Source organism: Roseibium album, assembly GCF_001404515.1.
Classification (GTDB): Bacteria; Pseudomonadota; Alphaproteobacteria; order Rhizobiales; family Stappiaceae; genus Roseibium; species Roseibium album.
Genome location: NZ_CXWE01000010.1, coordinates 117,056 through 134,091 on the forward strand (window position 1 = coordinate 117,056; position 17,036 = coordinate 134,091).

At 57.4% G+C, this 17,036-nt stretch carries 19 protein-coding genes; 12 read left to right on the plus strand and 7 right to left on the minus strand.

Annotated elements, in window-relative coordinates:
- Positions 1–50 precede the first annotated feature (50 nt).
- The 3 genes from LA5095_RS27745 to LA5095_RS27755 all read right to left on the minus strand — a co-directional run bounded on the left by LA5095_RS27745 (position 51) and on the right by LA5095_RS27755 (position 2,304).
- Positions 51–929, minus strand: coding sequence for a LysR family transcriptional regulator (locus tag LA5095_RS27745; protein WP_055121047.1), 879 nt, complete (start codon positions 927–929; stop codon positions 51–53).
- A 31-nt stretch (positions 930–960) separates the two neighbouring features.
- Positions 961–1,611 (minus strand): maleylacetoacetate isomerase, encoded by a 651-nt coding sequence (maiA, locus tag LA5095_RS27750; protein WP_055121049.1) that lies wholly within the window; start codon positions 1,609–1,611, stop codon positions 961–963.
- 99 nt (positions 1,612–1,710) lie between these two features.
- Positions 1,711–2,304 (minus strand): helix-turn-helix domain-containing protein, encoded by a 594-nt coding sequence (locus tag LA5095_RS27755; protein ID WP_029064913.1) that lies wholly within the window; start codon positions 2,302–2,304, stop codon positions 1,711–1,713.
- Between the two features lie 283 nt (positions 2,305–2,587).
- Here LA5095_RS27755 and LA5095_RS27760 point away from each other — a divergent pair, with 283 nt between their 5' ends.
- The 8 genes from LA5095_RS27760 to LA5095_RS27795 all read left to right on the plus strand — a co-directional run bounded on the left by LA5095_RS27760 (position 2,588) and on the right by LA5095_RS27795 (position 11,714).
- Entirely contained in the window at positions 2,588–4,186 is a 1,599-nt protein-coding gene (locus LA5095_RS27760) for an ABC transporter substrate-binding protein (RefSeq protein WP_082442981.1), read from the plus strand.
- A 71-nt stretch (positions 4,187–4,257) separates the two neighbouring features.
- A complete protein-coding gene (locus LA5095_RS27765) occupies positions 4,258–5,214 on the plus strand; it encodes an ABC transporter permease (RefSeq protein ID WP_235814791.1) in 957 nt (318 codons plus the stop codon).
- Positions 5,211–6,077: an ABC transporter permease gene (locus tag LA5095_RS27770; RefSeq protein WP_055121053.1), complete on the plus strand. Its 867-nt coding sequence runs from the start codon at positions 5,211–5,213 to the stop codon at positions 6,075–6,077. Before LA5095_RS27765 ends, LA5095_RS27770 begins: the two co-directional genes overlap by 4 nt.
- On the plus strand, positions 6,074–7,075 hold the full coding sequence (locus LA5095_RS27775) for an ABC transporter ATP-binding protein (RefSeq protein ID WP_055121055.1): 1,002 nt from the start codon (positions 6,074–6,076) through the stop codon (positions 7,073–7,075). The genes LA5095_RS27770 and LA5095_RS27775 overlap by 4 nt, the downstream gene beginning before the upstream one ends.
- Entirely contained in the window at positions 7,072–8,067 is a 996-nt protein-coding gene (locus LA5095_RS27780) for an ABC transporter ATP-binding protein (RefSeq protein WP_055121057.1), read from the plus strand. The genes LA5095_RS27775 and LA5095_RS27780 overlap by 4 nt, the downstream gene beginning before the upstream one ends.
- Positions 8,060–9,892 carry an aminopeptidase P family protein gene (locus LA5095_RS27785; RefSeq protein ID WP_055121059.1) on the plus strand — a complete coding sequence of 611 codons (1,833 nt, stop codon included), beginning with the start codon at positions 8,060–8,062 and terminating at the stop codon, positions 9,890–9,892. The genes LA5095_RS27780 and LA5095_RS27785 overlap by 8 nt, the downstream gene beginning before the upstream one ends.
- Before the next feature lie 230 nt (positions 9,893–10,122).
- Entirely contained in the window at positions 10,123–10,431 is a 309-nt protein-coding gene (locus tag LA5095_RS27790) for an ArsR/SmtB family transcription factor (protein WP_055121061.1), read from the plus strand.
- A gap of 80 nt (positions 10,432–10,511) precedes the next feature.
- On the plus strand, positions 10,512–11,714 hold the full coding sequence (locus LA5095_RS27795) for an oxidoreductase (protein WP_055121063.1): 1,203 nt from the start codon (positions 10,512–10,514) through the stop codon (positions 11,712–11,714).
- A gap of 20 nt (positions 11,715–11,734) precedes the next feature.
- On the opposite strand, the gene LA5095_RS27800 is transcribed toward LA5095_RS27795, so the two are convergent.
- The 4 genes from LA5095_RS27800 to LA5095_RS27815 form a co-directional block, all read right to left on the minus strand.
- Positions 11,735–12,313 carry a dihydrofolate reductase family protein gene (locus LA5095_RS27800; RefSeq protein WP_055121065.1) on the minus strand — a complete coding sequence of 193 codons (579 nt, stop codon included), beginning with the start codon at positions 12,311–12,313 and terminating at the stop codon, positions 11,735–11,737.
- Positions 12,310–12,768, minus strand: coding sequence for an SRPBCC family protein (locus LA5095_RS27805; protein ID WP_055121067.1), 459 nt, complete (start codon positions 12,766–12,768; stop codon positions 12,310–12,312). The genes LA5095_RS27800 and LA5095_RS27805 overlap by 4 nt, the downstream gene beginning before the upstream one ends.
- A complete protein-coding gene (locus LA5095_RS27810; RefSeq protein ID WP_055121069.1) occupies positions 12,765–13,091 on the minus strand; it encodes an ArsR/SmtB family transcription factor in 327 nt (108 codons plus the stop codon). Before LA5095_RS27810 ends, LA5095_RS27805 begins: the two co-directional genes overlap by 4 nt.
- Positions 13,092–13,220: 129 nt before the next feature.
- On the minus strand, positions 13,221–13,880 hold the full coding sequence (locus LA5095_RS27815) for a GntR family transcriptional regulator (RefSeq protein ID WP_055121071.1): 660 nt from the start codon (positions 13,878–13,880) through the stop codon (positions 13,221–13,223).
- A 151-nt stretch (positions 13,881–14,031) separates the two neighbouring features.
- Between LA5095_RS27815 and LA5095_RS27820 the strand changes: the two genes are divergently transcribed.
- From LA5095_RS27820 to LA5095_RS27835, 4 genes are all read left to right on the plus strand, one after another.
- Positions 14,032–14,832, plus strand: coding sequence for a transporter substrate-binding domain-containing protein (locus LA5095_RS27820; RefSeq protein ID WP_035900161.1), 801 nt, complete (start codon positions 14,032–14,034; stop codon positions 14,830–14,832).
- A 148-nt stretch (positions 14,833–14,980) separates the two neighbouring features.
- On the plus strand, positions 14,981–15,643 hold the full coding sequence (locus tag LA5095_RS27825) for an amino acid ABC transporter permease (RefSeq protein ID WP_055121073.1): 663 nt from the start codon (positions 14,981–14,983) through the stop codon (positions 15,641–15,643).
- 10 nt (positions 15,644–15,653) lie between these two features.
- Positions 15,654–16,316, plus strand: coding sequence for an amino acid ABC transporter permease (locus tag LA5095_RS27830; protein ID WP_055121075.1), 663 nt, complete (start codon positions 15,654–15,656; stop codon positions 16,314–16,316).
- Positions 16,313–17,035: an amino acid ABC transporter ATP-binding protein gene (locus LA5095_RS27835; protein ID WP_055121077.1), complete on the plus strand. Its 723-nt coding sequence runs from the start codon at positions 16,313–16,315 to the stop codon at positions 17,033–17,035. The genes LA5095_RS27830 and LA5095_RS27835 overlap by 4 nt, the downstream gene beginning before the upstream one ends.
- Position 17,036 lies beyond the last annotated feature (1 nt).

Genomic DNA, 17,036 nt, shown 5'->3' on the forward strand with positions numbered 1-17,036 from the left:
TGCCGAAACTGCGGAGCGTCGACGCTTGATTGAAGCCGGGTTCCCGGCAGTCACTCTGTAAACGCGGACTTCAGACAATCGACCAGTCTCTCGGTGAGTACGCGCGGCGGACTGCCGCGCCGCCGGATGATGCCATAAGAGAGCTGGATCGGCGTCGCCAGCGGACGAATGACCAGACGGTCCTTCAGCATGTCCGCGACCACCTTGTGAATGATGGCGACCCCCGCATTGGCTGCGACAAGGTTTGCCACGAGCAGGGTTGAATCTGTCTCGCATATGGATCCGAGGCGGACACCCGCACTGCTCAAGGCCTCTTCCAGCCGGTAGCGAAGGATCGTATGTGTCGCGATGCTGATCAGGCGCTCGCTGGCAAGATCCCCGAACGAGACGACATCCTTCTCTTCCAGATGATGACCGGGAGGCAAGACACAGACTGTTTCCTCCTGGCACAGTGGTTCGATATGCAGCCCGTCATCCGAGAGTGGCAGGGTTACGAGGCCAAGATCGCATTTGCCGTTGATGACCAGCGACTGAACCTCCGACCTCGGCTTCAGGTCCACCTTGAGATGCACGTTGGGGTTTTCGTCGAGGAAACGGCGTAGTGGTTCCGGCGTCATGCAGGTGCCGATCGCCGGCATGGCGGCAATGCGGACGGTGCGGGTACTGAGTTGGCGGATATTGCGCGACATCAGGTTGATGCGTTCGATTTCGGCAAGGATACGTTCGGCGATTTCCGAAAAGTCCAGTCCTTCGGGTGTGAGGGTCAACCCGGCGCCCTGACGGTCGAACAGCTGGTAGCCGATATCTTCTTCGAGTTGGAGTATAAGGCGGCTTGCGGTCGATTGCGTCACACCGATCCTGTCGGCAGCCAGGGTTGTCGAACCTGTATCGCGAACCGCGCGAAATGCTTCCAGTTGCCGGAAATTCATGAGTTAACAGGTTCCTCCCGTTGCCGGCGGATTAGTCCGCCGGCGGCGCCCCAACCGCATCCGGGTGAGCATCCACAAAGGCATTCATTGCATTTGCCGCGTTTGCGGCTTCGCCAATTCTCCGGAAATCGGACGTGTCGACACCCCACCGTTCAGCGTTGTAGAGCTGCGGTATCAGGCAGCAATCGGCCATGGTTGGCTGGTTGCCAAAGCAGAACGGGCCTTCGTCGGCACCCAGCAGCCGTTCGAACGCGCCCAGACCTTTTGAAATGAAGTGGCGCATCCAGTCGACCCTGACCTCATCACCGCCGCCGGTGAGATCCACAACACGCTGCGCAACGCTGAGATTGCAAACAGGATGGATTTCCATCGCGATGGCGTCGGACAGCTGGCGAATCCGGTACTGACCGTCGATCGAGTCTGGCAGCAGCTTCGAACCAGGTGTCGTGGCGTGCAGATATTCGATAATGGCAAGCGACTGTGTCAGCCGCTTCCCATCGATCTCCAACGTCGGCAGGAGACCTTGCGGGTTCTGGTCAAGATAGACAGCTGACCTGTGGTCCCCGGTCAACAGGTTGACCGGGCGATACTCGATCGGGATGCTCAACAGATTCAATGCGATGCGCACACGATAGCTGGCTGACGATCGCCAGTAATCGAATAGAATTGCCGTTCGCTCCATCAAAGGTCTCCGGTTGGTTCACGGCTCCTTGATAGACCTTGGCAGGCGTCCCGTGCAATGGGCTTGCATCACATACGGTCATTGTTGCGGCAGTGGGTGTTAGCCCGGTGTCTTGATCGGCGTGGAGCTGACCCAGAGTTCGACGGACTCCTCATCACCGAGAACCTTGGAAAAATGTGGTTTGCTGGTGTCGTGGTGAATGCTGTCGCCCGGCGTCATGATGAAAACCTTGTTGCCCAGGTGATACTCCAGGCTTCCGGAGAGCAGGTAACAGAACACCTCGCCTTCATGCTGCATGTGTTCCGAGACATGTCCGGGTGGGCGGTGGATGATGCAGGGATAGGTCAGCGCACCTGGAAATCCGGGGCCGAGTTTTTCATAGAGGCGTTTCGATTTGCCCAGAACATAGGTTTGGCGCGAGTCCTTCGGAACATATTCCATATAGGGCTCGGGAACCTTGAGAAGCTCCTCCAGACTGGTCTGAAGGGCACCGGCAATGCGCATGAAAGAGGAAAGGGAGGGCGCGCTGATGCCACGTTCCACTTGGGACAGAAACCCGATCGTCAGGTCTGTTGCCTTGGCGACATCGTCCAGTGTCATGCCCAGAGCCTTGCGTCGTTGGCGGATGACGGGACCGTAGTTGGGCGTGTCCTGCACTGTGTCCTGCGTGGCTTGCCGCCTGCTTGTTGTCATGCATTCCTCCGTTCAGGCACACACTTATATCGTTCCGGGCGCTGTAATTCCAGCATTCGATAGCTTGGAGAGTTTATCAATACTAAAATTTTTTTTAGTAACTCGAGAATTTGTTGATGATAGAAAAAACATATAAAAAACAATAAATTATGAAAATTATCAATTCTTGATTTAAAACAAATATTGGATCCAATATGCAAAATTGCTAAAAAATGCCTTGCGGAAGGGGCCTGTTCGGCTAATCTCCGTCGCACCATCACATGTGCATCTGGGAGGACATACCATGAAGGCTGCAGCACTTGCCCTCGCGCTGGCAACAAGCACGGCTCTAGGCGCATCTACCATTGGGTTTGCCGACGCGCAGGAGCGTGGCGGAACTCTGAATTTTGCTCGATATGACGGTTCGAAGCTTGTCGACCCGATCTACGCCGACCGCAATCCGGATATCTGGATGGTCGGCAGCCTGTTCAGTACACTGCTGTCACCGACTGAAGACGGTACCGACCTTGTCGGGTCGCTCGCTGAAAGCTTCGAGGTCTCATCTGACGGCAAGACCGTTTCCCTCGTGTTGCGCGATGGCCTCAAGTTTTCCGACGGAAGCCCGCTCACGGGTGACGACGTTGTTTTCTCGCTGGAACGCGCCCGCAACCCTGACCTGGGTCCATGGTCGGGGCTTCTGTCCGCTGTCTCTTCCGTGAGCGCGGACGGCCGCAATATCACCATTTCTCTTGAGAGGCCTGACCCGGCATTGCTCTCGATGCTGGCGACATTCAATACGGCCATTGTTTCCAAGAAAGCTTTTGATGCTGCGCCGGGTGCGAATGATCAGGAAAAATCGGCTGCGATATTCGCAGCGGGTGGTCCAGGTGTCGGATCGGGCCCCTTTTATCTGAGCGGTTTCGAGCAGGGATCGTCCATGACCTTCACCGCGAACCCGCATTACTGGAAAGAAGGCAAGGACGGCAAGCCGTTGCCTTATCTGGAAAAGGTCCATTTCGAAATCATTCCGGACGATGCGACTCGTGTGCTGAAACTGACGGCAGGCGAAGTTGACATCGCCGAGTTCATCCCGTTTTCGCGCGTTGCGGAGCTGGATGCCGACCCGGCAGTCGACATGAACCTCTTCCCGTCCACGCGGATTATCTATTCACCGATCAACACGCGTGAGACCAGGGCCGACGGAACGCCGAATCCGCTGCACGACAAGCGGGTTCGCCAGGCATTGAACTACGCAACAAACAAGGAAGCGCTGATCGGTCTCGTCCTGCAAGGCGCGGGTAAGCCGATGTCGTCGCCGGTCATGTCGTCTTCAACCCGGCTGGCCGCGGACATGAACCCGCTCTACGGCTACGATATTGAAAAGGCGAAGGCCCTTGTTGCCGAAGCTGGCCTGAAAGCGGGAACGGAAGTCACGCTGACGACCCTTGCCGGATCTGCAGACGATGCGACCATATTTGCCGCTCTCCAGCAGATGTGGGCACCGCTTGGCATCAATCTTGTTGCCGAACAGGTCGACAACGCGACCCGTGGCGCCAAGAACCGCTCAGGTGAGTTCGACATTCACACCTATGGTTGGGTTGACGATGTCAACGATCCTAGCCAGGTGACGGGCTGGCTCGGATATTTCCCGACGGCAAAAGCAGTCGGAACCGGTTGGAACAACGCCGATTTCAACACGCTGTATGAAGCATCCTCTTCGGAAATGGATCCCGAAAAGCGGGCGGACCAGTACAGGAAAATGCAGGACATTTATGCCGAAGCGGCACCACTGCTCTTCATGTACGAAACGCCTTTCGCAGTCGCGGTTTCCGGAAAGGTGGACGGGTATCTGCAGACACCTCTGGGCAACAACGTCTTTGAGAACGTTTCCCTGGAACGTTGATCCGCAGAACCCGTGAACAGGAAGGTGAGGGCGCGCTGAGCTCTCCCTCACCCTCCGTGCTTGAGTGAGAATTGGCGACGACCTCCATGGCCGGTTTGCAATACACCTTGAACCGTATTCTCCTGATGATCCCGACCTTTCTGCTGGTCATGATCATCATTTTTCTGCTGGTCAGGCTTTTGCCGGGTGATCCCGCGATCGCGATTGCCGGAGACAAGGCGTCCGATGCGGATATAGCCGCCATCCGCGAGCGACTGGGTCTGAACGCACCGCTCTGGACCCAGTTCTGGCTATTCCTGACGAACACGCTTCAGGGTGATCTCGGACGCTCGATTTTACTGCGCGCACCAGTGACGGAGGTAATTCTTGCCCGTTTGCCGACAACGATTTTCCTGACGCTTTATGCGGTCACCCTGTCAATCCTGATCGCGGGCCCGCTTGCCTTTGTCGCTGCACTCAATCGCGGAAAGTGGCAGGACAATCTCATCCGGGCGGTCTTTCAGGTTGGGCTTTCGATGCCGGTTTTCTACATCGGTCTCTTGTTGCTGACGTTTCTGGCTGCACAGCTGCGGCTGTTTCCGGTCGGAGGATACGGCGAAACCTTCCTTGATCGCGCCTATCATCTGTTTCTGCCTGCCGTGACGGTCGCGCTCTATACCTCGGCCATACTCATGCGGAACCTGCGTTCGGCGATCATTGAGGTCCTTGATGCGGAATATGTCCAGTTCGCCCGCGCCAAGGGACTGCCGCCGCGTCTGATCCTTGGTCGCCACGTTTTGAAGAATGCCCTGGTTTCGACAGTCACTCTGCTCGGACTTTCCATTGGACAGCTCATGAGCGGGACGCTGGTGACCGAGACCGTCTTTGCTGTCCCCGGTGTCGGACGCATGATGCTGGAGGCTATTTTCGCCCGGGATTATCCCCTTATCCAGGGCCTTACGCTGACCTTTGCCGTTCTGGTGTCGCTGGTTTTTCTGATGACCGACATATTCCAGAGCTGGCTTGATCCGAGGATGCGTCTGTCATGAGCGACACGACAATCTCCCGCGGGAATGTTCGAAGCCAGCGGCGTGGCCGCGTGCAGATCGCCTTTCGTAAGCCCGGCTTCATGGTCGGCTTCACCATCATTGCAATTTCAACAGTTCTGGCGCTGTTTCCGGGTTTTTTTGCGCCCTACGATCCCAATTTCATCGATTATCAGGCCGTACGCCAGCCGCCAAGCTGGCAGCATCCTTTCGGTACGGACCTGTTGGGTCGGGATTCCTTTTCACGGGTGATCTGGGCCTATTCGGTCAATATGCAGATGGCCGTCCTGGCTACTGTCTTCGCGCTGGTGATCGGCGTTTTCGTCGGCGCTCTGGTCGGCTACTATCGCGGTATCGCCGACATGATTTTTGGCCGCGTCGTCGATGCCGTCATAACATTTCCGTTTCTGGTGCTGGTGATTGCCATCGTCGCGGTGCTGGGCCCGGGCCTGATCAACATGTACATCGCAATCACGCTGGTCGGCTGGGTCTACTATGCCAGGCTCATGCGCGCGGAGGTCATATCCCAGATGGCCAATGACTACGCCTCGGCAGGCATCGTCATGGGATACTCTGATCTCCGTATCATTTTTCGCCATCTTCTGCCGAACGCGATCACGCCGGTCATTGTCTATTGGATGACCGACATGGCGCTCGCTATCCTGCTCGGTTCCTCGCTTGGATATCTTGGTCTCGGTGCACAGCCGCCACAGGCAGAGTGGGGTGTCCTGATTGCTGAAGGCCGCAATTTCATCACCACGGCCTGGTGGCTCAGCCTGATGCCGGGCATTGCCATCGTGTTGACCGGGCTCGGGTTTTCCCTGATCGGAGACGGATTGGCGGACTTGTTGAGGCCACGCGGATGACCCTGAGAAGCGTAAAAACCCCCTTGCTGGAAGTTTCCGGTCTGTGCACCACGTTCGGAGCGGGTGACACCTCGGTTCCGGCTGTCCGTGATGTCGGGTTCACCATCAACAAGGGCGAAATACTCGGTCTCGTTGGCGAGAGCGGATCGGGCAAGAGTGTGACCCTTCGATCGGTCCTCGGCCTGTCCCGCCGCTATGGCAGGACAACTGGCTCGGCGCTCTGGCGTGGCGAAAACCTGGTCACCCTGCCCGAGTCCGATATGCGCCGGATCCGGGGCGGTGAAATCGCAATGATCTTTCAGGAGCCGATGACATCGCTCAATCCGTTGCTGACGGTCGGAGTTCAGATCGACGAGACGCTGAAGGCGCATACGGACATGTCTGCAGGCGAGCGGAAGAAGCGCGCAATCGAGATGCTTGACGTCGTCGGCATTCCGGCTGCCGGATCCCGGCTTTTCGAATATCCGCATCAGTTTTCCGGCGGCATGCGGCAACGGGTGATGATTGCAATTGCGCTTGCCGCGAGGCCGAAGCTGCTTTTGGCGGACGAACCGACCACCGCGCTGGATGTGACAATCCAGGCGCAGATCCTCGATCTGATCCTGTCGCTTGCCAAGGATTTCGACATGGGTGTCATTCTTGTGACCCACGATCTGGGCGTTGTCGCTCAGACATGCGAACAGGTGGCTGTGATGTATGCGGGCCGTATAGTCGAACAGGGCAGTGTCCGGTCCGTCCTGAGAGAACCGCGACACCCCTACACTGTCGGGCTGATGCGTTCCGTGCCACAGAATGTGCCACCACGCACCCCCCTTTACTCCATCCCCGGAACACCCCCCAGCCTGTTGTCGCTTCCCGATGGCTGTGCTTTCGCAGCACGCTGCCCGCAAAGGACGGCCGGCTGCGAGACCGGTCGGCCGGAACTTGAGACGTTGAAGGGCGGACGGTCTGTTGCCTGCTTCAACAGGGTCGAGGCAAAGGGAGGCGCGGCCGCATGAGCGAAGCAGTGCTTGAAATTCGAGACGTCAGCCTGGCGTTCAAGGGCAAACGATCTTTGCTCGATGTTCTCAGCAACACACCGGTGAAAAACGTCAACGCGCTCAACGGGGTCAGTCTCGATCTGCGGCAGGGAGAAACCCTTGGCGTAGTCGGCGAGTCCGGATGTGGCAAGTCCACGCTTGCCCGTTGCATCGTGCGTCTTCACGAACCCAACGGCGGCAGTGTACATTTTCACGGCATGGATGTGTTTGCTTCGCACGAACGTGGCGACCGGACCTACAATCGCCGGGTCCAGATGATGTTTCAGGACCCGTATTCGTCTTTGAATCCCCGCATGACGACCGGCCAGATTCTGTCCGAGGCGCTGCGTGTGCATGACATGTGTCCGGAAGATGATGTGCCGGCGCGTCTTGCGAACCTGATGGACCTCGTCCAGTTGCCCGGGGACGCTCTGGAAAAATATCCGCATGAATTTTCGGGCGGGCAAAGGCAGCGGATCGCGATTGCCCGTGCTCTTGCAGTCGAACCGGAGGTGTTGATCGCCGACGAACTCGTGTCTGCGCTCGATGTTTCGGTACAGGCACAGATCGTAAACCTCCTGCTGGATCTGCAGGACCGGCTTGGGCTCACGATCCTCTTCGTCGCTCATGACCTTCGTCTGGTGCGACATGTGTCCAATCGGGTGGCGGTCATTTATCTCGGCCGGATAGTTGAGATTGGCGACAGCGAGACACTGTTTGCCAGCCCGTCGCATCCCTATTCCCAGGCGCTTCTGAGTGCGGCGCCGTCTCTTGATCCGGACGACAAGGGCAGGAAAATACACCTGGAGGGTGAGTTGCCCTCGCCGCTTGATATCCCGCCCGGCTGCCCATTCCACGTCAGATGCCGTCACAAGTCGCCGAAATGTACCACCGAGCAGCCGAAGCTTCGTCCGATTGCGGGACGCGGTTCGGTCGCCTGTCACCATGCCGAAGAGATCGAGAATGTCTGAAAGCCAATTGGCCGAGTTGACCGACCACGTGACCGCACTGCGCGCTGAAATGAAAATGCGTTTGCTGGATGCGTTCATTGTGCCGCGCTTCGATGCACATCAGGGTGAATACATCGCTCCTCACGATGAACGTCTTGGGTTCGTGACGGGATTCACCGGATCAGCCGGGGTTGCCATCGTGACGCAGTCCGAAGTGCGCCTCTTCGTTGACGGCCGTTACGTGGTGCAGGCCGGCAACCAGTGTCCCGCCGGTTTGATCGACCGCGATCACATTCACAATCACCCACCGGAACACTGGCTGTCGGACGTCGCGCAACCCGATTGGGTGATCGGCTACGATGCCATGCATCTGCCGCCAAACTGGGTGAAACGGTTTGAAAAGGGTGCAAACGCCGCCGGAGCCTCGCTGAAGGCGATGAGCGAAAATCCGGTGGATGCTGTCTGGGGCGACCAACCGGACGAACCCCTTGGCACGATCAGCGCCTTCCCGCTTCAGTTCGCCGGGGTGTCTTCTAGCGACAAAAGGGACCTGTTTCTCAAGGAGATGGCCGCGGAGGATGCGGCGCTTCTGGTCGAGACCCAGCCGGACAACATCGCCTGGTTCCTGAACGTTCGCGGGGACGATGTCGCCTACAATCCGATGCCCCAGTCCTTCCTGCTTCTGGAAAGGTCCGGGGCAGCTCACTGGTTCGTGGATCAGGGCAAGTTCGAGGAGGGACTTGCCGACACCCTGCCGGACTGGGTGTCCCTGCGAGCAAAGTCCGATCTTCTGGAATCTTTGGCTGCTAAGACAGGGAAGGGGGCCAGGGTGCTGGTCGATCCGGATTTTTCACCGGCAGCTGTTTCCCAACGGATCATCGAGGCCGAAGCCGTGCCGGTTCCAAAGCTGAGCCCGATGACGCTCGCCAAGGCCAGGAAAAATGCGACCGAACTTGAGGGTCTGCGATCCTGCCATATTGAGGACGCGGTGGCCTGGATCGAATTCAGCGAATGGCTGACGGATACTGTCGCTTCACGCGCAGCGGATGGCGATCCGGTCACGGAATTCGAGGCGTTGGAAAAAATCCTTTCATTCAGAAGGGAACGGCCGGGCTACCTGAGCGAGAGTTTCCATACGATTTCCTGCGCCGGGCCGAATGCAGCTATGTGCCACTATGCGGCAGACAAGAACAATTCGGCACCGGTCCTGCCGGCCGCACCGTATCTGCTCGACAGCGGCGGACAGTTTGAAACCGGTACCACGGACGCGACGAGATCATTCAGTTTCGGGTTCCTGCCGGACGGCTACGCTGAAGCGTATACTGCTGTCTTCAAGGCACTGGTCGCGCTTGCGACCCTGCGGTTCCCGAAAGGCACGCAAGGTCATCACATCGATGCCATCTGCCGCCGCCCGCTTTGGGATCTGGGCCTTGACTATGACCATGGCACCGGCCACGGCATTGGCCATCGTCTTTCGGTTCACGAACATCCCCAGCGCATTGGCAAACCGCACAATCCGGTCGATCTTGCGCCTGGAATGGTCCTGTCCATCGAACCGGGCTACTACAAGGCGGGAGCCTTCGGCATCCGTCTTGAAAACCTTTTCGAGATCCGAGAAGCAGACGACGGCTTTCTTTACTTCGACAACATGACCTGGATTCCGATCCAGAAGGATGCTCTCATTCCGGAGCGCCTTTCTGTGGCTGAAATCACCTGGCTAGACACTTATCATGAGCAGACGGAAAAACTGGTCGGTCCCAGGTGCCAGGATGGCGCAAGGCACTGGCTGGCCGACACCTGCCGTCCGCTGGGACGCGCGCCTGCGCCATGGCAGCAGGCGGGATAGGCCCGGACCTGAACAGCATTGTGACTCAGCTACAGTAGTGTATTGCGAATAAGCGGACTTTGCTGTGCCGCAGGAATGTCGTCAAGCTGGCATTCACCCTAAGGCCGCTGAAAGTCAGAACGGTGTTTATTACGTTCGGTAACAACAACATCGTCCGGGTACGTGAAAATTCACGCAGAAAAATCACGAAATTCGTTGACATATGTCCATAAATCGAGATATTTCGATTTATGGACATTGAAAAAGCGATAGCAGCGCTGAACAATCCAATTCGGCGAAAAATCCTGGAATGGCTGAAGGATCGGTCGAATTTCCCGCCTGCACTGCCGGAGCACGCCGACCTGGAAGGCGTTTGTGTGGGCTATATCCAGGAAAAGGCGCAGCTCTCGCAATCGACGGTTTCCAACTATATGGGCCTTCTGAAGCAGGCTGGCTTCGTCGTTGCAGAACGCCACGGGCAATGGACTTTCTATCGTCGAGACGAAGACAACATTCGATCGTTTCTTGCGGCGGTACAGAAAGAACTTTTGACGCAGTAATCCGCAAGGGCACGATTTGACGGTTTTTCGGCAGGCAGGAAATGTGAATTTCGAGATATCTCGATAAAAGGAACTATAGAATGGCAAAAAATGAAGCGACAATGCTCCTGGACAAGCCTCTGGTTCTCCCCTGCGGTGCCCGCCTGAAGAACCGGTTGATCAAGTCGCCGATGTCCGACTCGCTCGGTGACGGCACCGGAAACCCGACCAAAGCGCAGACAAGACTGTATGAGCGCTGGGCCGAAGGCGGTGTGGCGTTGTCCCTGATCGGTGAGGTGCAGACCAGTCCGCACTATCCGGAAAAGCCTGGAAACCTTGTGCTGGTGCAGGGATCAGACACGGCTGGACTCCGCATTCTTGCGAAACGTGGTTCTATCAATGATGCCCATATCTGGCCTCAACTCGGCCACGCAGGCGCCCTTGCACACTTGCCTGTCAGCAAACCGAAAGGGCCGTCACCGCTGAACGTCGAGGGCCTCCAATGTCAGGGGCTGTCGCTGGAGGAAATTCATGAACTGCCAGGCCTGTTTGCGCGGGCTGCGACCATGGCAAAGGACACCGGATTTGGCGGTGTGCAAATCCATGCAGGTCACGGGTTCCTGCTCAGCCAGTTCCTGTCGCCCCTGTTCAATCACAGGGCTGATGCCTATGGCGGCTCGATCGAGGGACGTTTTCGCGTTATTGGCGAGGTAATCGATGCAGTCCGCCGAGCCGTCGGTCCGTCTTTTCCGGTCGGCATAAGGATCAACTCGACGGACAAGCTCGTCGGAGGCTTGACCGATGAAGACGCTTTGCAGGTTGTCCGGATGCTCGACAGGACCTCGATTGATCTCATTGATGTAAGCGGAGGAACATATTTCCCCGGAGCTGCGTCTAGTTCTGATGGCGTATCGGCGTCGGGGCCGTATTTCATCGAGTTTGCCCGGCGTGCGAAGAAGATGACCGAAATTCCAATCATGGTGACCGGCGGCATGCAAACGCGCGCCGATGCCGTCGCCGCGCTCCAGACAGGTGCCGCGGACGCCATCGGTCTGGCTCGAGCAATGGTTCTCGACCCGGCACTTGCGAATTCCTGGCTATCAGGCCTGGGTGGTGATCCGGCGTTTCCCAGGTTTGAAACGCCGCCACGCGGTGGCATCACAGCCTGGTATTCAATGCGTCTTAAGGCGTTGGGCGAAAATGAAGAAAGCCAATTTGCTCCAACTCTTGAAGAGGCACTGGAAGCGTATGAAGCGCGCGATGCAGAACGCTGCCCGAGGTGGCTGGAACATTTCGGATCGTAGTAAAATCAAGTCTGGTGGTTTCAGCCGCGCCGGTAGATGCTCATGACGACGCCGTTCGCGCAAGGTTCCGATTTGGCCAGCTTGAGCGTTTCCGGTTCCGCCGGTTTTTCGAACAGCCGTTTGCCGGAACCGGCAACGACCGGAAATGTCCAAAGTCGGAATTCGTCGATCAGGTCGTGCGCAAGCAGGAACTGGATCAGCTCCCAGCTGCCATGAATCTGCAGGATAGGCCCGTCTTCAAGCTTCAGATCCGAAATTTTCCGCGCAATGTCGCCAGAGATCGCATGGGAGTGCTTCCAGCTCAGGTTGTCCGGGCGCGAAGTGACAACATATTTGCTGGCGGCATTCATCATGTCGGCGACCGGGTCACCTGCAGCATCGGGCCAGTGTCCAGCGAACAGGTCGTAGGTCTTGCGTCCGAAGAGCATGTCATACGGTTCGGACATTGCTTCTTTTTGAACCTGTTCCATCACGCCGTTCCAATAGGGAGTTGCCCAGCCACCCCGCTCGAAGTTTCCCGAGCGGTCTTCGTCGGGCTTGCTGGGTGCCTGCATCACGCCATCCAGGGTAATGAAGGTCAGTATGGCGATGTTTCTCATTGCTGGGTCTCCCGAATGAAGAATGCGTCCAGGACGGACAGTGTCGCTTCCCAGCCGTCGGCATGTATCGAGCAGACGCTGTCTGACGGGATGCCTTCATGAGTAATCACGACTTCCGTGGCATTTGGTTTTTCCAGAAACCGAAACGAGACCTTCATCGGCACGTTTTCAAGCGGATCCGGGGCTTGCCATTCCCAGGTCATCACGATCTGTTTCGGCCGGTCGATCACTTCGAATACCCCGGCGACAACCGGATTTCGGCCATCAGGCATCCTGTACCGGAGACGAAAGCGGCCACCTGGTGTGAAATCATATTTCAAGGCCTCGACAGTGATATCCGGGCTCGGCGTGAACCAGCATGTCAGGGACGCCTCTGTTGCAAAGGCGTCGAAGAGCGGGCCGGGAAGAGCTTTTATCGTGCGGCGGACAACCAGTGGAATGGCGACTGACGTCATGTCTTGTCCTCCTGTCCGTCCGCGGCATTGACGAATTTTTCCAGACGCTGAAGGGTGCCTTCCCAGAACGTCCGGTGCCTGGATATCCAGTCCTCTGCTTCCCTCAAGGGAGCCGTTTCCAGATGAAACAGGTGAACACGCCCGTTGATTTCCCTGCGAACCAGCCCTGCCTTTTCAAGCACTTTCAGGTGCTTGGAGATCGTGGGTTGTGCCACGCTGAAAGGCGAGCGGAGTTCGTTTGCCGACAGGGCACCGTTGCGCGCCAGCATTGCAATCATTTCACGCCGCGTGCCGTCGCCAAGTGCGTGAAAGGAGCGGTCCATGGAAGTTTGATAATGAATAGCCATATGGCTATATAAATTCAAACCATGTTCGCTGTCAATGTAATCCTCGTTTGGGAATTCATCGCTGTTCAGGAGACACAGAGACCGGTTGTTCCGCCAAGGACCCGATCAGCGGTCCTGAATGTGGGCAAGAAGTGATTTCTTTGCACCCAGGATATGCTCACCCGTGAGATCGGCGGCAAGATCCGCGTCTCCGGCCTCGCAAGCGTCCATGATGCCGAAGTGTTCGCGGCCCGCGCGTTCCATGCCATTGGACATGACCAGCTGGGCGCGGATCTGGCGTTCTACACGGTCAATTGCATTGTGAGCGATTTCCCTGAAGAACTTCAGGTCACTGGCGCTGTAAAGTGTCTCGTGGAAGTCGCGATTGAGATCGCCCCATTCCATCGGATTGTCCGATGCGGAGAATGCCGCGCATTTTTCGCGCGCACTGGCGAGAATCTCTTTCGACATCCGCGGCACGGCATTCTTGATGATTTCCGGTTCGACCAGGGCTCTCAGGTCGAAAATCTCTTCGGTTTCCTTTGGCGAGAGACCGGCGACGACCGCACCCTTGTAGCGCTGTGTCTTGACCAGTCCCTGCTCCTCGAGACGGGAGATGGCTTCGCGGACCGGAATACGGCTGGTGTTGAAGAGGCGGGCAATTTCATCCTGGCGAAGAGGTTCGCCTTCTTCGAGTTGTCCCTGGATAATGGCTTTCCGCAGCGCGTCGAACACGATCGAGGACGCAGATGCTGTCGTGGAAATGTCCATCGATGTCAGTTTCATTAGCCGTCACTCCCTGGATCCGTCTTTTAAGCGAACCTCCCGAGTCGGGGAAGCGGAAAACTTTTTGAATATTTTATATTGAATATTGGATCCGAAATGGTTTATCAATCTCCCGCCAGAAGAAATTCTTCGAAAAATGAAGAGGGGAACCATGTTCAAGAAAATTGCGGCAGCTGCCGCCCTGACGCTTGTTGCCGCAATGCCGGTAAAGGCGGATACGCTCGATGATGTTGTTGACCGCGGCGAACTGCGCTGTGGTGTTGTTCTGGATTTTCCGCCGATCGGTTATCGGGATGCCAACAACGAACCCGCCGGTTTTGACGTCGAATACTGCAACGATCTCGCTGCGGCGCTGGAGGTGGAACCCAAGATCCTGCCTCTGACATGGGCCGAACGCCTTCCGGTTATCGTCACCGGCCGCGCGGATGTGGTTTTCGGCGCAACTTCCGACAGCCTCGCGCGGGCCCGGACTGTCGGTTTCACCATTCCCTACGCGATCTATTACGCACAGGGCGTGGTCAATTCCGAAAGCGGAATCAAGTCGTTTGAAGATATTCGCGGCAAGCGTGTCGCGGCTGCCATCGGCACGGTGCCGGAGCAGGAATGGCTGAAAATTGCCAAGGAATGGGGTGAAGAAAACCTCTATCAGGGCTACCAGTCCGAAAACGAGGTGTTCCTCGCCGTGGCCCAGGGCAAGGCCGATATCGGCATCACCACAAATACGGCTGTCAAGCCGATCACGGAACAATACGATACGATTTTCGCCGGACCGCGCATGCCCTGGACCACAGACTACACGTCTGTTGTCGGCAAGCGTGAAGACGTGACCTGGCTCAACTTCCTGAACCTGTTTGTCACCCATCAGGTACGCTCGGGCCGTTACGGGGAACTCTGGGGCAAGTATGTCGGCGGCGAGGCTCCGGAATTGCGCATTCCCGGCGTGATGTACTGATCCTTCCCGACTTGGGGCATGTCCGAAAGTCTCCGGATTGCCGGACGTGCCTCCCTTTTGTATTCACCTGTTTCCGCAAGGCGACCGCATAGGTCTCATTCGGAGGCAGGGTTGTGTGAAAACCGCCCTCCGAAGCCCGTGACATCTGATGTTCGACTATAATTTCCATTGGCGACCAGTGCTGAAAAACCTGCCGGACCTGCTGGGTGCGGGGCTGCTGACCCTTCAGGTTGCGGTGCTTGCCATGGTGGTCGGCATCGTCATCGGTTTGGCGCTCGCCCTGATCCGCATGCACATGCGCGGCCCTCTCTACTGGTTGGCGACGGGCTGGGTTGAGCTGGCGCGCAACACGCCGGCCCTGTTCCAGCTGTTTTTCTTCGGTTTTGGGCTTGGGGCCTTCGGTCTTCACCTCAGTCCGTTCGCGATCGTGCTTTGTGGTCTGAGCTTCAACTGCGCCGGCTATCTCGCCGAAAACTTCCGGGGCGGGTTTCAGGCGGTGCCGGAGACACAGTTGCGCGCGGCGCGCAGCCTTGGCATGACCGCCTGGCAGGCCTACACGCGCATCATCATTCCGCAGGTTTTCAGGATCGTTTATCACCCGTTGACCAACCAGCTGGTCTGGGCGGTGCTGATGTCCTCGCTCGGTATGCTGGTCGGCTTTCGCGAGCTCAGCGGCGAGACGCAGTTCTTTGCCAGCCGAACCTTCCGCATTTTCGAGTATTTCGCGGCGACCGCCGTGATCTACTACGTGATTGTCAAGATCATTCTGCTCGCATCCCGGCTGCTCGCCGCGCGACTGTTCCGGTATTGAGGAGGCTGACTTGCAGGAAACGATAAGCTTCTTCAGCGGGTTCACCCCAAACGACCTGTGGTTCTTGGGCGAGGCTGCACTCAGAACCCTTTGGATCTCGGCGCTGTCGATCACGATCGGCACCATCTTGGGGGGTGTGTTTGGATGGATGCTCTATGAGGGCAAGCTGACCGCCGCACTGACCCTTGCCCCTGTCCTTGATATCTTCCGCTCCGTGCCGCTCATCATTCAGCTGGTGCTGTTCTACAATTTCGCCCCGATTGTCGGATTGGACCTCGATCCCTTCGGGTCGGGTGTGGTGATCCTGACGATCTACACGGCCGCGCTGGTGGCCAATGTTGCACGCGGCGGGATCGAGGCGGTCGGCAAGCCCATGCGCCGGGCGGCCCGTTCCCTCGGCATGAGCTATTGGCAGGACATGCGCTACGTGGTGCTGCCGATCGGTGGCAGAGCGGTCTTTCCCGCATGGGTCGGCGTTGCACTCGGTGTGATGAAGGACAGTGCCCTCGTCTCAGTGCTTGGTTATGTCGAGCTTCTCAAGGCCAGCCAGATCCTGATCACCCGGACACAGGAACCGTTCCTGATCCTTGCAATCGCCGGCGCATTCTATTTCGCGCTGTCTTTCCCGATCTCGCGCTATGCCGCAAAACTGGAACAAAGGTGGGCCCAATGATCGAGATACGCGGCCTTGAGAAATATTTCGGCGCGCTTCAGGTGCTCAAGGGCATCGATCTGGATGTAGCAAAGGGCGAAGTCCTTTCCGTCATCGGCGCATCGGGCTCCGGCAAGTCGACTTTGCTTTATTGCATCAACGGCCTTGAGCCCATCCAGAAAGGATCCGTCATTGTCGACGGTACGGATGTCCATGCCAAGGGTACGGACATAAACAAGCTCCGGCAGAAACTCGGAATGGTGTTTCAGCAATGGAACAGTTTTCCGCATCTGACCGCGTTGGAAAACGTCGCGCTGGCCCCGAAAATCGTCAAGGGGAAGTCGAAAGCAGAAGCGCGCGACATCGCCGAAAAACAACTCAGGCATGTCGGTCTCGACGACAAGTTGAACGTTTTTCCCAGTGCGCTGTCCGGCGGCCAGCAACAGCGCCTGGCGATTGCCCGGGCACTTGCAATGGAGCCCACCTACATGCTGTTCGACGAGGCAACCTCAGCGCTCGATCCGGAGCTGGTGGGCGAAGTTCTCGATACCATGCGCCTGCTTGCTGAAGAAGGCATGACGATGATCTGTGTCACCCATGAAATGGGATTTGCCCGCGATGTCTCCGACAGGGTCGCCTATTTTCACCAGGGTGTGATGGAGGAGATCGGGCCGCCGGAACAGATCTTCGGCAATGCCACGTCCGGACATACCCGGAAATTTCTTGCTAACGTGCGCTGAT

Excerpts from the sequence above, each read along its gene's own strand:
- LA5095_RS27800 (WP_055121065.1), bottom strand. The coding sequence starts at position 12,313 with ATGAGAAACATCGCCATACTGACCTTCATTACCCTGGATGGCGTGATG.
- LA5095_RS27755 (WP_029064913.1), bottom strand. The coding sequence starts at position 2,304 with ATGACAACAAGCAGGCGGCAAGCCACGCAGGACACAGTGCAGGACACG.
- LA5095_RS27775 (WP_055121055.1), top strand. The coding sequence starts at position 6,074 with ATGACCCTGAGAAGCGTAAAAACCCCCTTGCTGGAAGTTTCCGGTCTG.
- LA5095_RS27790 (WP_055121061.1), top strand. The coding sequence starts at position 10,123 with ATGGACATTGAAAAAGCGATAGCAGCGCTGAACAATCCAATTCGGCGA.
- LA5095_RS27835 (WP_055121077.1), top strand. The coding sequence starts at position 16,313 with ATGATCGAGATACGCGGCCTTGAGAAATATTTCGGCGCGCTTCAGGTG.
- LA5095_RS27760 (WP_082442981.1), top strand. The coding sequence starts at position 2,588 with ATGAAGGCTGCAGCACTTGCCCTCGCGCTGGCAACAAGCACGGCTCTA.
- LA5095_RS27825 (WP_055121073.1), top strand. The coding sequence starts at position 14,981 with ATGTTCGACTATAATTTCCATTGGCGACCAGTGCTGAAAAACCTGCCG.
- LA5095_RS27820 (WP_035900161.1), top strand. The coding sequence starts at position 14,032 with ATGTTCAAGAAAATTGCGGCAGCTGCCGCCCTGACGCTTGTTGCCGCA.
- LA5095_RS27780 (WP_055121057.1), top strand. The coding sequence starts at position 7,072 with ATGAGCGAAGCAGTGCTTGAAATTCGAGACGTCAGCCTGGCGTTCAAG.
- LA5095_RS27795 (WP_055121063.1), top strand. The coding sequence starts at position 10,512 with ATGGCAAAAAATGAAGCGACAATGCTCCTGGACAAGCCTCTGGTTCTC.
- LA5095_RS27815 (WP_055121071.1), bottom strand. The coding sequence starts at position 13,880 with ATGAAACTGACATCGATGGACATTTCCACGACAGCATCTGCGTCCTCG.
- LA5095_RS27745 (WP_055121047.1), bottom strand. The coding sequence starts at position 929 with ATGAATTTCCGGCAACTGGAAGCATTTCGCGCGGTTCGCGATACAGGT.
- LA5095_RS27805 (WP_055121067.1), bottom strand. The coding sequence starts at position 12,768 with ATGACGTCAGTCGCCATTCCACTGGTTGTCCGCCGCACGATAAAAGCT.
- LA5095_RS27810 (WP_055121069.1), bottom strand. The coding sequence starts at position 13,091 with ATGGACCGCTCCTTTCACGCACTTGGCGACGGCACGCGGCGTGAAATG.
- LA5095_RS27770 (WP_055121053.1), top strand. The coding sequence starts at position 5,211 with ATGAGCGACACGACAATCTCCCGCGGGAATGTTCGAAGCCAGCGGCGT.
- maiA (WP_055121049.1), bottom strand. The coding sequence starts at position 1,611 with ATGGAGCGAACGGCAATTCTATTCGATTACTGGCGATCGTCAGCCAGC.
- LA5095_RS27785 (WP_055121059.1), top strand. The coding sequence starts at position 8,060 with ATGTCTGAAAGCCAATTGGCCGAGTTGACCGACCACGTGACCGCACTG.